At 46.6% G+C, this 14,265-nt stretch carries 17 protein-coding genes; 3 read left to right on the top strand and 14 right to left on the bottom strand.

All coding sequences use genetic code 11. The features are described 5' to 3' along the window. Positions 1-67: 67 nt before the first annotated feature. Together NST79_RS02435 and pbpC are read right to left on the bottom strand one after the other, a co-directional pair. Positions 68-970: an aldo/keto reductase family oxidoreductase gene (locus NST79_RS02435; RefSeq protein WP_212060385.1), complete on the bottom strand. Its 903-nt coding sequence runs from the start codon at positions 968-970 to the stop codon at positions 68-70. 100 nt (positions 971-1,070) lie between these two features. Beyond that, on the bottom strand, positions 1,071-3,077 hold the full coding sequence (pbpC, locus tag NST79_RS02430; RefSeq protein ID WP_032677496.1) for a penicillin-binding protein 3: 2,007 nt from the start codon (positions 3,075-3,077) through the stop codon (positions 1,071-1,073). A 150-nt stretch (positions 3,078-3,227) separates the two neighbouring features. Between pbpC and NST79_RS02425 the strand changes: the two genes are divergently transcribed. Continuing rightward, positions 3,228-3,515 (top strand): antibiotic biosynthesis monooxygenase, encoded by a 288-nt coding sequence (locus NST79_RS02425; RefSeq protein ID WP_003234413.1) that lies wholly within the window; start codon positions 3,228-3,230, stop codon positions 3,513-3,515. A 5-nt stretch (positions 3,516-3,520) separates the two neighbouring features. Here the strand turns inward: NST79_RS02425 and NST79_RS02420 are convergent, their stop codons facing one another. The 9 genes from NST79_RS02420 to NST79_RS02380 all read right to left on the bottom strand — a co-directional run bounded on the left by NST79_RS02420 (position 3,521) and on the right by NST79_RS02380 (position 10,943). Further along, the gene (locus NST79_RS02420) at positions 3,521-3,766 is read right to left on the bottom strand and encodes a YczI family protein (protein ID WP_003240256.1); all 246 of its coding nucleotides are present in this window, start codon (positions 3,764-3,766) and stop codon (positions 3,521-3,523) included. A gap of 172 nt (positions 3,767-3,938) precedes the next feature. Beyond that, positions 3,939-4,580 (bottom strand): SGNH/GDSL hydrolase family protein, encoded by a 642-nt coding sequence (gene lipC, locus NST79_RS02415; protein WP_212060383.1) that lies wholly within the window; start codon positions 4,578-4,580, stop codon positions 3,939-3,941. Between the two features lie 63 nt (positions 4,581-4,643). After that, positions 4,644-5,396, bottom strand: a complete 753-nt coding sequence (locus NST79_RS02410; protein WP_014478857.1) for an IclR family transcriptional regulator — start codon at positions 5,394-5,396, stop codon at positions 4,644-4,646. Between the two features lie 15 nt (positions 5,397-5,411). Further along, entirely contained in the window at positions 5,412-6,419 is a 1,008-nt protein-coding gene (gene pxpC / locus NST79_RS02405) for a 5-oxoprolinase subunit PxpC (RefSeq protein WP_003234419.1), read from the bottom strand. 2 nt (positions 6,420-6,421) lie between these two features. After that, positions 6,422-7,144 (bottom strand): 5-oxoprolinase subunit PxpB, encoded by a 723-nt coding sequence (gene pxpB, locus NST79_RS02400; RefSeq protein ID WP_212060381.1) that lies wholly within the window; start codon positions 7,142-7,144, stop codon positions 6,422-6,424. A 44-nt stretch (positions 7,145-7,188) separates the two neighbouring features. After that, positions 7,189-7,962: a putative hydro-lyase gene (locus NST79_RS02395; RefSeq protein ID WP_080480998.1), complete on the bottom strand. Its 774-nt coding sequence runs from the start codon at positions 7,960-7,962 to the stop codon at positions 7,189-7,191. A 23-nt stretch (positions 7,963-7,985) separates the two neighbouring features. After that, entirely contained in the window at positions 7,986-9,200 is a 1,215-nt protein-coding gene (locus NST79_RS02390) for an NRAMP family divalent metal transporter (protein ID WP_014478854.1), read from the bottom strand. A 14-nt stretch (positions 9,201-9,214) separates the two neighbouring features. Further along, positions 9,215-9,988, bottom strand: coding sequence for a 5-oxoprolinase subunit PpxA (gene pxpA / locus NST79_RS02385; protein ID WP_003234423.1), 774 nt, complete (start codon positions 9,986-9,988; stop codon positions 9,215-9,217). Between the two features lie 205 nt (positions 9,989-10,193). Beyond that, entirely contained in the window at positions 10,194-10,943 is a 750-nt protein-coding gene (locus NST79_RS02380) for a phosphoglycolate phosphatase (RefSeq protein ID WP_003234424.1), read from the bottom strand. A 132-nt stretch (positions 10,944-11,075) separates the two neighbouring features. On the opposite strand from NST79_RS02380, the gene NST79_RS02375 reads away from it, so the two are divergent. After that, a complete protein-coding gene (locus NST79_RS02375; protein ID WP_003234425.1) occupies positions 11,076-11,240 on the top strand; it encodes a hypothetical protein in 165 nt (54 codons plus the stop codon). 32 nt (positions 11,241-11,272) lie between these two features. On the opposite strand, the gene NST79_RS02370 is transcribed toward NST79_RS02375, so the two are convergent. Beyond that, entirely contained in the window at positions 11,273-11,665 is a 393-nt protein-coding gene (locus NST79_RS02370) for a 3-hydroxyacyl-ACP dehydratase FabZ family protein (protein WP_212060379.1), read from the bottom strand. Between the two features lie 86 nt (positions 11,666-11,751). Here NST79_RS02370 and NST79_RS02365 point away from each other — a divergent pair, with 86 nt between their 5' ends. Continuing rightward, positions 11,752-12,360 (top strand): dienelactone hydrolase family protein, encoded by a 609-nt coding sequence (locus NST79_RS02365; protein ID WP_212060376.1) that lies wholly within the window; start codon positions 11,752-11,754, stop codon positions 12,358-12,360. Between the two features lie 59 nt (positions 12,361-12,419). Here the strand turns inward: NST79_RS02365 and lepB are convergent, their stop codons facing one another. Both lepB and NST79_RS02355 read right to left on the bottom strand, forming a co-directional pair. Next, positions 12,420-12,983, bottom strand: a complete 564-nt coding sequence (gene lepB / locus NST79_RS02360) for a signal peptidase I (protein WP_212060374.1) — start codon at positions 12,981-12,983, stop codon at positions 12,420-12,422. Positions 12,984-13,117: 134 nt separating this feature from the next. Beyond that, positions 13,118-14,182: a tartrate dehydrogenase gene (locus NST79_RS02355; protein WP_003234436.1), complete on the bottom strand. Its 1,065-nt coding sequence runs from the start codon at positions 14,180-14,182 to the stop codon at positions 13,118-13,120. Positions 14,183-14,265: the final 83 nt, after the last annotated feature.

Below are 14,265 nucleotides of genomic sequence, written 5' to 3'. Positions count from 1 at the left end.
AAATGGTAATTTGGCACTAAGCGGTGTGACAATATTGAAAAAGCATCAGCTGGTAAGCTGATGCTTTTTATGGAATATCGTAACCCTGTACGGCTGTAAAAATGCGGAACCATTGATCCTGGTCAAGCTTGTATGACAACGCATTTATCGCGGCGGAAATCCGCTCGCGCTTTCCGCTTCCGACAATCGGCATGATGCCGGCCGGATGCGTATACAGCCATGCGTACATCACCTCGTCCAATGAAGTGGCGCCAATCTCTGCTTGAACGGATTCAAGCGCCGTGCGGACACGCCGGTCTTTTTCCGTGTCACCAGTGAAAACTTTGCCGCCTGCCAGAGGCGACCAAGCCATCGGCGGAATCCGTTTTTCCTGGCACAGGTTCAAAGTGCCGTCGAGCATATTTTCTAATTCGTATGCGGAAAGCTCAATCTGGTTGGTTACGAGCTTCTCAGGCAAATATGATTCCAGCATCCGATACTGGTGATCTTTAAAATTTGAAACGCCAAAGTACCTGACCTTGCCAGAGCATTTCAATGCCTGAAACGCCTCTGCTACCCCCTCCGGATCCATGAGCGGGTCCGGTCTGTGAATCAAAAGCATATCGATATAATCCGTCCTAAGGTTCATAAGCGATTGCTCAACGGATGCCAAAATATGCGATTGGCTTGTGTTATAATGATGCGATCTGTGAGCGGGCCGTTCAGGCGATTCAAGAACGATACCGCATTTTGTGACCAACTCTATGTTTTCTCTTAATCCAGGTGAAAGGGCAAGGGCGTTTCCAAACAACTTTTCGCACGTATAGCCTCCATAAATATCCGCATGATCAAAGGTCGTGATGCCGTGATCGATACACCATTCAATGAGGCTCAGAAGTTCAGCATCTGAATAGTTCCATTCATTCAGCCGCCAAAGCCCGTGTATGACTCTTGAAAATTGAAGATCCTCCGCCAATTGAATACGCTGCATGCAAAATCCCTCTTTTCTTTGTATAAACCGGGTTTTGCCCCTTACTAGTTCATTCGGCCTCAGATCCCCTTTTTCCTTTCGCTCCTTTTAAAAAGACATTTTAATTCGATTGAAATTGCTTTTTCGCTTTCTCAACGACATAGTGGCTGCCGCCGCGGTCCTGCACATTTTGGATCATCATGGCGACAAGCAGGTCTTTGTTTTTGTAATCGTAGCCGACAAACCAGCCATTTTCCGTGCCGTCTTTATCATCTTTTGATGTTTTCAGCTCGGCTGTTCCTGTTTTCCCGGCCACTGTGATTCCTTTCACGACAGGCTGATACGCTGATCCGCGCTCATCTTCCACAACGCCTTTCAGACCTTTTGTAATGTCTGCTGCTCCTTCCTTGGTGACCACTTGCTTGTGCCAAACATCAGCTGTTTGTGAATCTTTTTTGATCAGCGTCGGTTTGACAAGGTCTCCATTGTCAACAAATGGCGTGTAAGCAGTTGCCAAGTGAAGCGGAGACATTTGCATTTGCCCTTGTCCGTAGCCTGTATCCGCAAGCAAAATGTCTGAATCAAGCTTGTCATTTGCAATAGACGATTTCTGGATCGGGAATTCGTACGGAACGTCCTCTGAAAAACCGAATGTCTTCAAGCCTTTTGTGAAGGTGTCCGCTCCCATATCAAGCGCATTCTGGGCAAAATAAATATTGTCTGACGTAATAAGGGCGTTTTCCAAATCGACTTGTTGAAGTCTCTCAGACACACGTGTCACTGAATAGCCGCCCCAGCTCGAATCTTTTTGCCACTCCTTGCCTTTGATTGTTTTCTTCTCATCGGCTTTAAGGGTGCCGTTTTTGATTCCAATAGCAGCCGCAATCGGTTTAATGGTAGAACCTGGCGCGTATGTCTTATTGAATTTCGCTGAAAACGGGTTGTTTTTATCTTTGTTTAGCTTTTTCCATTCCTTATCGCTCCAGCCGAAAATAAATCCGTTTGGATCGTAGGAAGGCGCGCTGACAAGGGCGAGTGTTTCGCCTGTCTTCGGCTGCAGCGCGACTGCCGCCCCGCTGTCATCCTTCAGTTCATCATACAGCTTCGTTTGCGTTTTGATATCAATTGTGAGGTGAAGATCCTCGCCGTCCTTTGCTTTCTTTTCAGCGATGACTTCCCCGGTTTGCGGCACGTAGATTTTCCAGCCAGTTGTGCCTCTTAGCTTGCCTTCATACACATTTTCAAGTCCGGCGATACCGATGTTAGACGTATCGCTGTACGTTCCTTCTTTCTTTTTCTTCAGTTCTTCCGCTGTAATGGCGCGGACATAGCCTGTCAAATGGGCTGTCTTTTCGCCATACGGATAGTAGCGGGAGCTGACATTCGTTCTTGTTACGCCTTGTAATGACGTCGCTTCAGAAACTAATTTCTCCTGGTCAGGCTTGACCTTTTTGAGCGGCACAAACGAATCGTCTTTTACCCAGCCTTGATCCAGCTTTTTCTTGATGTCGTCTTCAGTCAAATCAAGTTTTTTGGCGAGTTCTTTTATAACTTTCTCTTTTTTATCGCCAAGCTCTCCGGGAACAATTCCAATTTCCGGAACATCTGTATTGACAGCTAAACCTTTTCCATTTTTATCGTAAATTTGGCCTCGTTTCGGTTCAATGCTCATAATTTGCACGGTTTTGTCGTCAGCCAGCTGCTTGAAAATAAACGATGGGTCCCAATCTATATTCCATGACTCCTCGTCATCTGTTTTTTCTAATTTCAGCACAGCAGTATTCTTGAAGCTGACTTTGCCGGCATTTGTGTTCATGCTGACTTTATACGGGATATGTTTCATTGTCTTGTTGTCTTGATCGTCCTTATCTACTTCTCCCGCAGTGACTTTCAAATTTTTTACGCCGGCCTGCTCATAGATGGCTTTATACCTGTTGACGAAATCTTTTTTGGAGATTTCTTTTTTGACATCTTTAGTCAGGCTTTGATACATGTCATCGAATTGCTGATCGTTCCACTGTTTCACGAATGCTTCCATGCGATCCTCTGGTGAATCTGTTTTGGAGCATCCGATTAACCCAATCAATCCGACGCATAGAAATACTAGTAGAATACACTTTTTTAACATGACTTTCCCCTGCCTTCCACTTGTTATTTTCTCTTAATTGAATTGGTGCGTGCAAGATTTTTTTGAAAATGAAGGAAAAGTTCACCGATTTTGCAGAAATCTCCTATCGTTTGCTGTAGACTATTTGAAAAGACAGAAAGAAGGGATAGCATGGTCAGGGAGGCAGCAATGCTTCACATTAAAGAAGGCCTTGAACAAGAGTTTGAGGATGCATTCCGGCAAGCGGCGCCGATTATTTCCGGCATGAAGGGCTATATCACTCACTCGTTATCAAAATGCATGGAGGAAACGCATAAATATCTGCTTCTTGTGGAGTGGGAAACACTTGAGGACCATACGGAAGGCTTTCGCGGTTCTTCAGAGTATCAAGAGTGGAAAGCCTTGCTTCATCGGTTCTATACCCCGTTCCCGACGGTCGAGCATTTTCAGGATGTGTAATAGATTTATATAATATGAAGTGTAAAACCGATAAGGGAGACAGACCATACAAAAACGGCGGTATAAATATTAAAAGCGCCTGAGCCGTCATTTTCTTTTTTGCGTTCTTCAAGCCCCTGCATAAACATGACCGCACCAAGAAAGACGAGCATGACCGATTGGATAACAGAGGTGTGTTCCGTATAGTTAAAAGCAATAAGCGCCAGTATAATAATGATAACCGCAAAAGACATTTTAAAAATCCGAAACAAAAGGACCATCCTTCCTTATATACGAAATATTGAACGTTATGGCTATATTTGCCTACGCCCTCCATTATTCTAGCGCACTTTGTTTGTCTGTAGAACAGAAGACAGAGAATTTTAAGTTTCTTTTAATATTTCGATCACACATAAAAAACGCGCCTGTCATGAGGCGCGTTTTCTATGAAACTGATAATTCTTTATAGCCTAGCTTGTGAACGGCTTCAGCCATCGCTTGATAGCCTTTGCTGTTCGGATGGACACCGTCAAAGGACAGATATTCCTGTTCTTTGCCTTTGAAGATGCTATAGGCATCCGCGATTTTGACATGGGGTGCTGATGCAAGTATTTCTAAATGTGAATTAAACGAAGTGATCCATTTGCCGGCGATATCAATTTCGGGAAACGGATTGTATAAGTTGAACACACGAATGGCGTACGGGGAAGGATTTTCTCCTTTAATCTCGGCGACTTTGGCAATCATCTTTTCAAAATTCTCATGGCAATGGGCGGATACACGGCTGAAAATCGTTTCATCCTTAGAGGTTTGGTAGGCTAAGACCGAATCGATGAGATCGTTTCCGCACCCTGTGATCGTTATCATATCAGCATCTCGAATGCATTTTTGCACATAGGGATATGACAGGAGTCCCAAAATCTCTTCTGTATTCAGGCCTGATCTGGCAAATATGTTTATTGCCGTTCTTGTTTTCAAGTCAGCTTCCATCATGTCCCCAAAACGCTGGACGAAGCCGGGTGAAAACAGCCCGGAGCCTCTCCCTGTCGTCAAGGAATCGCCCAGAGCTGTATATCGAAGCACCATGTTCTTTCCTCCACTCTTGAACGTCGATACGTTAATGTACGCAGCAGAGAAAAGATTGGCTACTTATGTATATCCTATTTTTCTTGAAATCTGTAAAGCGGCGTCCTTCACCTTTTCTGTTAAATAGGGCAGCCTGTCTTCTGTAAATCTCGCTTCAAAGCCTGCAATGCTAATGCCGGCTGCCACTTGGCGCTTATGGTTAAAGATCGGGGCGCCGATCGCCGCCGTATAGTTTTCGAGCTCTGAATAGCTGACAGTATAGCCATTTTGCACAGAGGCATCAATCTCCTGAAGCAGTTTTTCGGGATCGGTAATCGTTCCGGAGCCAATCGAAATGAGCTCGGTTTGTTTGATGTATGCTTCGATTTCTTCACGGGGAAGAAAGGACAGAATGCTTCTGGCGCACGCTCCCGCGTATAGGGGGGAACGCCTGCCGATCGCCGTATACAGCCGCACAGTCTGTGTCCCTTCTATTTTCTCAACGTATATCGCTTCATTGCCGTCCCTCATGATCAACTGCACGGCCTCATCCACTTCCCGGCACAGCTCTTCCATCACCGGTTTCGCTATTTTTCTGATATCCAGCCTGTCAGCGACAAGCTGTCCGAATTCCAAAAACACCAATCCCAGCGAATAAGCGCCGGACGCATCCCGACTGAGGAACCCCATTTCCTCCAAAGAGCTGACCATCCGGTGAACAGAGGTCTTCGGCATTCCCGTCAGCGACACCAGTTCACTTAAGGTTAGGCTTGGTTTATGCAAAAACAAATTGAGCAGCGCCATAGATTTGACTACGGTTTTATTTTTATTCTGCATCATTCATCCCCTTTGCTATGTCAGCCATTCCATCTTCATTCTCGTTTTCAGTTCTTTTATATGCTGTTCCCGTTCTACCGCAAGCGCTTCTGCCTCCTGAAGGGACACAGGCTCAAACTGGACGTGCTCGCCCGGCATGATTTGGGAAACAATCGGAAGATCAGCGGATATGATGTGCGCGATCCTCGGATAGCCGCCAGTCGTCTGCCGGTCTGCAAGCAGGATAATCGGGTTGCCGTCAGGCGGCACCTGAACTGTTCCGAATGAAACCGCTTCCGACACCATCTCAAGCGGGGCCTTCAGTTCGAGCGGTTCTCCTTTGAGCCTGTAGCCCATACGGTCGGACTGCGGCGTGACACGAAATGCTTCTTCATAAAAACGCGTTTTTGATTCTTCTGTGAAAAAGGCAAATTGCTTTCCTTCCAGCACCCGAATGACGGGATTCTTCTTCAATGGCAGAAATCTGCCGCGGCTGACTGACCACTTCGGTGCTGCAAATCCCTGTTTTCCAAGCTGCGAACTTAAGCGAGAAAGGATGGTTTGCGAAAGAGCTGACATCTCTCCAATGTTCAGTTCATCTTCTTTTTGAAGCGCTCTGCCATGAAGTCCGCCAATGCTTCCTCTGACGTATGTGCTTTTACTTTCCATGACGGCAGGCACCTCAATGCCGCCAGCTGCCGCCAAATAAGCACGGCTGCCGAGTTTGCAGGGGCCAAAGCTGACCGTGCTGTTTTCCTTGATGAGCACAGGCTTCCATAAAGGCGCTTCCTCGTCATTAATACGCAGCGTGAAGTCCGCCCCTGTCACAGCAATCAGTGTCTGTTTTGAAAAATGAAACGACGGACCGGGCCCCATCATCGTTATTTCGAGACCTGCTTCATTTTCGCCGTTTCCTATCAACAGATTGGCAATGCGCAGTGAAACCGTGTCCATAGCGCCGCTGGCCAGAACGCCGTATTTTTGGTAACCCGTTCTGCCTATATCCTGAACCGTTGTGAGCAGTCCGGGCTTTAATACTTTCATGCTCAATTGGACTCCTCCTTATAGGCGTGATAGTCTTTTTCTGAGATGCTAACGAATTTCACAGTATCTCCCGCCCGCAGCAATGTCGGCGGGTTTTCCTGCGGCCGGAAAAGAGCCAGCGGCGTTTTGCCGATCAGCTGCCAGCCGCCCGGCGTTGAAATCGGATAAACGCCTGTCTGCAATCCCGCAATACCGACCGAACCTGCGGGAATCGACGGTCTTGGCGATGATTTTCTCGGAGCTGCAATGCGTTTTGACATCCCGCCTAGAAAAGGAAAACCGGGCGCGAAGCCAAGCATATACACCACATATTCACCGTTTGTATGAATGTCGATTACTTCCTCCGGTGACAGTTGATTGATCTTCGCCACCTCTTCTAAATCCGGACCGAATTCACCGCCATAGCAAACGGGAATTTCTACAATACGGCGGTTGACCTCATAGTCTTCGGCTATTTCTACCAGCCGCTCTTCGACATCGCGCTTGGCACTCTCAAAAGGTGAGCTTATGCCTTGAGGCAAATGCTTGTACACTTCATACATATCATAAAATACGGTTAGACTTGTAAAAGCCGGGATACATTCAATGAATCCCGGAAATGGCTGTTCTTCTATATAAGCGGCCGCGGCATGGACAATGCCGTTGACCTGTTCATTGATTTCTTCTCCGAATCGGATCATCATTGCAGAATCACCGAGCTGTTCGATTTGATATCGTACAGTCATCTTTCTCACCTCTTTTATTTCTCGTTCATCAGGATGACGAGAGGTTACAGCACCGCAAGCGACTCGTCTCGAATATCTGTGATGAGCATATGCCCCGGCGCATGTGTGATGACCATTTCAGGTTTTACATTCATAGCCACGGCTTGCGGTGTCACTCCGCATGCCCAAAAAACAGGAACCTCGCCTTCTCGAATGGAAACGGCATCTCCGAAATCCGGTTTCCCGAGATCGCGAATCCCGATTGCTCCCGGATTGCCGATATGGATCGGCCCTCCGTGCACAGCCGGAAAACGCGAGGTCACTTGTGCGGCACGTACAGCCAGCCGTTCAGGAACCGGCCTCATGCTGACAACCATCTGTCCGTGAAACGCCCCCGCCGGAACACAATCGATATTCGTTTTATACATCGAGACGTTTGTCCCCTCATCAATATGCCGGACAGCTATCCCATTATTGATCAGTGCCTGTTCAAAGGAGAAACTGCATCCGATCAGAAAGCCGACAAAATCGTCCTCCCAGTATGGCGTAATATCAGATACTTCTTCCGTTAGGATACCGTGCCTGTAAATACGGTATTTCGGAAAGTCCGTTCTGATATCAGCATCCGGCGCAGCCAGAGACGGCACAGGCGAACCTGCTTCAGTCACATCCAGCACGGGGCAGGGCTTTTGATTTCGCTGGCAAAACAGCAGAAAATCAAACGCAAGGTCCTTTTTCAAAACCACAAGATTCGCTTGGGCGTAGCCGCCGGACATGCCTGCGGTCGGCCCGTTTATTTTCCCCTCTCGTATCAGGGCGCGTACATCCTTCGGCGCCATTTTGTTTAATTGCTCCACTTATATCAGCTCCACAATTGAGGAAGTTGTGTAATTAACGTGTAGATTCCCATAACTGCCATTACAATCACTACAAGCGCGCCTGTGCTTGTCAGCCAAAGCGGATGCTTATAATCACCGACAATGTTTTTCTTGTAGGCGGCAACAAGCAGCGTTCCGAGCGCAATCGGCAGAATTAAGCCGTTCAGTGAACCGACAAGGACGAGGATCTTCGCAGGCTGGCCGATTGTGACAAAAGCTAACGTAGAAACCACAATAAATCCGATAATAATACCGCGTGAATTCTTTTCAATTTTTGGAGAAAAGGTCTTGAAAAATGAAACAGATGTATAGGCTGCTCCAATAACAGACGTAATCGCCGCAGACCACATGATCAATCCGAAAATTTTATAACCGACATTTCCAGCAGCAAGCTTGAAGACAGAAGCCGCCGGGTTGCTTTCATCGATGTGCAGGCCTTTCGATACAACGCCTAGAACCGCAAGAAAAAGAGCGATACGCATGACAGATGTAATTAAAATGCCGACAACCGAGCTTTTTGTCACCTGCGGAATGGATTCCTTCCCTTTAATTCCGGCATCAAGCAAACGGTGTCCCCCGGCAAATGTGATATAACCGCCGACGGTTCCGCCCACTAGGGTGACAATGGCAAATATGCTGATGTGTTCCGGGACGAATGTATTTGCGACTGCCTGTCCGACCGGAGGAGCTGTCGTCGCCGCAACGTAGACCGTTAAAATAATCATCACGAACCCCGCGATTTGCGTAAAACGGTCCATCGCTTTTCCTGCTTCCTTGATGACAAAAATCAAAATGGCGATAACGGCACTGATTAAAGCGCCTGTTTCAGGTGTAATGCCGAACAGCACCTGAAGTCCCAGCCCGGCCCCTCCGATATTCCCAATATTAAAAGCTAGTCCGCCAAGCACGACGAGAATGGCGATGAAATACCCCAGTCCGGGAAGCACCATATTCGCAATTTCCTGACCTCGTTTTCCAGAAACTGCGATGATGCGCCACACATTGGTTTGGGCGAAAATATCTAAAATAATAGAGATTAAGATGACAAAACCGAAGCTTGCTGCGAGTGTGTTTGTGAATGTTGCGGTTTGGGTGAGGAAACCCGGTCCGATTGCTGATGTCGCCATTAAAAAGGCGGCGCCCATCAGCAATGACCAGCTGCCCGCTTTTTTTCCTGCTGTCTTTTTCTGCTGCTCCATCTATTGTTCCTCCTTTATGTTGACCTCTGTTCTGAAATAGCTGTCACTTCAATTCCAGCCGCTTTGAGCTGTTTTCTGATTTTTTGCGCAAATGTCAGCGCATGGGCTCCATCTCCATGAATGCAGACTGTATCTGCTTTTAATGACACATCATGTCCTTGCTGAGATTTGACCGCCCCTTCTTTCACCATTTTGATGACCTGGGTGACGGCGGCATCATCACTTTCAATGAGTGCGTCCGGCTGGGAGCGCGGTGTCAGCGTGCCGTCCGATTGGTATGTTCTGTCGGCGAACACTTCATTTGCGGTCTGAAGTCCGATCCGTTCTCCCGCTTTTACAAGCTCGCTCTCAGCAAGACCGAAAAGAATCAGGCCGGGATCAACCTTATAGACAGCTTTCGCGATAGCATCCGACAGTTTTTGATCGACTGCCGCCATATTGTATAAAGCGCCATGCGGCTTGACGTGCTGCATGTGAAGTCCCTCTGCTTTTAGAAAGCCAGAGAGCGCGCCAATTTGATAAACGACAAGATCATACGCTTCCTCAGGAGAAATCGCCATATTGCGGCGCCCAAAACCGAGTAAATCCGGCAAGCCCGGATGCGCACCCATTTTCACGCCTCTTTCTGCTGCAAGCGCGACGGTTTTTCGCATAACACTAGGATCTCCTGCATGAAATCCGCATGCGATATTCGCTGATGTCACATACTCTAAAATATCTTGGTCAAGGCCTATCTTGTAGGCTCCGAAGCTTTCTCCTAAATCACAGTTTAAATCAATCTGAAACACAGAATCCCTCCTGCCAAAGCAAACGATATGCTTTATGTCATTTATTGTCCTGAAATTCGGAACGACTATTCCGAATTTTTGAACTTTATTTCATTATAAGTGAATCATATCAGTTTGTGAAATACTTTTGTCAGAAAACCTACCATGGTCCCAGAATAAAACCTGCCAAACTAAAAAAGAGAGTCCATCTTAGGACTCTCTTTTTTTATAGTACCCAATGGCGAATCGCTTTAGCGACACCATCCTCAATATTTGTATCCGTGATATAATCAGCCGTTTCTTTTACGATGTCTTGCGCATTGCCCATTGCGACGCCAAGACCCGCTTCTTTGATCATCGCAATGTCATTAAGGCTGTCGCCCATCGCCATCACATTCTCCATTGTAAAGCCGAGTTTTTCCGTAACCTTGGCAAGGGCTGCAGCTTTGTTGATGCCAAGCGCGTTGACTTCAATGTTTGTCGGACTTGAATTTGTGATTTCGAGCTCTTTGTTTTTTCTCAGCTCCTCAAGCACTTCGTTTCGGATATCGTCATCCTCGATGTCAAAGCCGAATTTGAGCCATTCATGATCCGTAATGTTTTCCGGAAACTCGCCTCTCCATACTTTATTCACCGTAGAAGCCCAGAAATTAGTGTTGTGCTTATTCCGCAAATCCCACATCATTTGAATATGGTCCGTATGAAGCAGCTTCCGTTCCACCAAATTAAAATTCGAATCCCAAATTTCACTGCCGTTTGCCGTGATTAGAAAGGATGACAGCTTTAGCGATTCCGCCAGCTCCCTGCACGTCATCAGCGTCCGGCCCGTGCTGATCACCACATACACACCTTTATCCTCCGCTTCACGAATGGCTTTGCGGTTTTCATCCGAGATCAGCTGCTCGTCGTTCAGCAGTGTACCATCCATATCAATTGCGATCAGCTTGATATCTACATCTTCTCTTTGAACAGACATATATGTACCTCTCTTTATCTTTTTGTTGTGCTTCTCTCTATTCTAATACATTATACCCAGCGGGACAAAAAAGCGATTTCCTATGTTTGAGGAGAATGGATAAGAGGAAAACAAACGGTGAGGTGATCAAACATGACAGAAAAAAAACAGCAAAACAAACCAAATGAAAACCCCGAGCACAACGACTTAACCGATCCGATTCCTAATGAAGAGCTGAAGGAAAATATGAATGATGAAAAACACAAACGCCAGCAAAGAGATAACTCTCAAAGCGAACGGGATTACGACACAAAATAGAACCCCTCACAAAATGTTGTGAAGGGTTTTTTTCATTTTTCAATATAGATGCCGATTTCAGCTTCAGCAACAGGCTGCTCTCCAACTGATGCCTTGGCATGTCCGAACACAAACCCGCGCCGATTGCGCGTGACTTCAAACGTAAGATCAAGCCGGTCACCGGGCACAGCTTCTCCCAGCTTTTCCGCTTTCTTCACCGAAGACAATAATCCCAAGCTGTTCTTATCTGTAATTCCTGTAAAAGCCGCGGTTTGCGCAAGCGCTTCAATCACAAGTGAAAACGGCATTTCTGTTTGCGTATCAGTGATAAACCAGTCGTTCACACTAATCAGCTTATAAGCTGCCGCATGTTTGCCGGGCTCGCTATCCGTCACGCCATCAATAAACAAAAATGGATAGCGGTGAGGCAAAGATAATGAGTTCATTTTATATCTCCTTTTTTTGACCATTATATCTCAGCCTAAAGTGAAACGATAGGATATAATGGAAAAAAACACAAAAGGAGGCCGTTATGTCCCCAAAACCGCTTGTCATTCTCGCACACGAAATATACGGTGTAAACAGCCACATGAAAAAGATGGGCCGGCTGATCAAAATGGCTGGATATGATGTGTTGACGCCCAACCTGCTCGGCGAGGATGAAGTCTACACACTGCAAGAAGAAAAAACGGCATACGAACAATTTACAAAACACGAACGGCTGAAAACGGGAGAAACCATCATCCAGAATGTGATCAGACAAAACGCCGGACGGCACATCTTTGTGATTGGATTCAGCGTGGGGGCTACTATCGCATGGAAATGCAGCAGTATGCCTGAGGTGAGCGGATCGGTTTGTTATTACGGTTCCCGGATACGCGACTCTCTTCATCACGTGCCAGCCTGCCCGGTCCTATTGTTTTTCCCTAATTATGAGCCGTCGTTTGACGTAGCGCTTCTTATCAAAAAACTGCGGGAAAAACAGCATACCCATCTTGAGATTTACCAATTCGATGCGCTTCACGGCTTCGCCAATCCTGATTCTGTTTATTTCAACAGGGCCCTTTTCTTCAAAACGCTTTCTATCATAAAAAACGGGGCGGAAAGCCGGCTCCGCACCGTTTCATCATCATTTTTTTAAACGTGCACGGCGCTTTATTATCGGTGCCGTCATGTTCCATGTTCTTTTTGCATTGCATTTTATTTTGCCTGTCTCATCTCACCGAATGGATAAAAGACGAGAGATTCAGTACCGATGATATCGTCCTCAGAAGGCATGCCCATTCCGTTTCTGCTATCCAGTGAATTGAGACGGTTATCTCCCATCACAAAATATTTACCGGAAGGAACCTCAACTTCGAAGTCACCTGTTAAGGTTACACCCGACTCTTTGACCTCCTGTTTATATTCCTTTAAGTATGGTTCTTCCACCTTTTTATCATTTATGTATAGCTGACCATTTTTCATTTTAATGCTGTCACCAGGCAAACCGATTAAACGTTTGACAAATGAGCGGCCGCTCTTTTTGTCATGAATGACTATGATGTCTCCTCTGTGAAACCCGCCAGTCCATTTGACTGCTTTATCAACCAGAATTCTTTCTGAGTCTTTAAGCGTTGGGGCCATTGATGATCCTTCAATAAGAAAAGGCTTGTAAAACACCAATCTGATCGTAAAAATGAGAGCTGCGATCATAATGATACTGAGTACAACGATCGTTTTGATTTTTCTTTTTTTCTTTAACGTGATTGTTTTTGCATTCAACTTCCTTCACCCGATGCTTTCCTAAGAATTCCAAATTATTATACAGCATTTGGATCTGCTTGGTTAGACTTTCGTGGAAATTTTCGTAAGGAAATGGACAGGCCGGGGCAGCCATCTGCCACCGGCCTGATTCATCAGAGCTTTCTTAAGCGCGAACAGATTTCATCAGTGACCTCAGCCGTTGTGCTTTGTCCCCCAATGTCGCGTGTTTTGATGCCGTCGGCAGTCACTTGCTCCATTACATCAAGAATTTTCGCCCCCAATTCTTCCTCTCCGAAGTGGTCGAGCATCAACTTCGCTGTCCAAATCTGGCCGATCGGATTGGCAAGGCCCTGTCCGGCAATGTCAGGAGCTGAGCCGTGAACCGGTTCAAACATGGACGGATATTTGCCGGATGGATTGATGTTCGCAGAAGGCGCAATGCCGATGCTTCCCATCAGGCTTGAGCTGATGTCGGTTAAAATATCACCGAACAAGTTGCTCGCCACAATGACATCAAACGTTTCCGGACGCGTCACAAAAAAAGCGGCCAGCGCATCAATATGCTGAGATGATGTTTCGATTCCGCTATAATCAGCGGCTGTCTGCTGAAAGACTTCATCCCAAAACGGCATCGCGTGATAAATGCCGTTAGACTTTGTGGCGCTTGTCACATGGCTGCGCCGTTTTTTCGCCAATTCGAAGGCAAAGCGCATGACACGTTCTGTCGCTTTTCTCGTAAACACGGCATTCTGGATGGCGATTTCATCATCGCCTCTGTGAATGCGCCCGCCAACTTCACTGTATTCACCTTCACTGTTCTCGCGAATCACCACGAAGTCAAAATCATTTGGATGCAGAAGCGGCGACGTAATGCCTGCCATTTGTTTGGCGGGTCTCATATTAATGGAAAGCTCAAGCTCCCTCCGGATTTTCAGCAGCAGCCCCCATAACGATATATGATCGGGAACCAGCTTCGGATTTCCGACAGCTCCCAAAAAAACTGCTTCAAATTGAGTAAGCGTATGTATTCCATCTTCGGGCATCATTTTGCCGTGCTCCAAGTAATAATCACAGCTCCATGGAAAAGCTGTGAATGAGAATGACAAACCTCCGTGTACCTCAGCCGCTGTATGAAGCACTTTCTCAGCAGCCGCTACAACCTCTTTTCCTACTCCGTCTCCCGGTATTGCCGCAATCTCAAATTGTTTCATCGTCATTCTCCTTCCCCTGTTATCGTAAGCGCTTTCTATTATACTAGATTGCGAGATAGTAAAAAAAGCCCGTGACATTGTGTCACGGG

This window comes from Bacillus sp. PS196 (assembly GCF_037963555.1).
Lineage (GTDB): Bacteria > Bacillota > Bacilli > Bacillales > Bacillaceae > Bacillus > Bacillus subtilis.
Note: the sequence above shows the minus strand (reverse complement) of the source record. Positions and strands in the feature narration are given on the sequence as shown.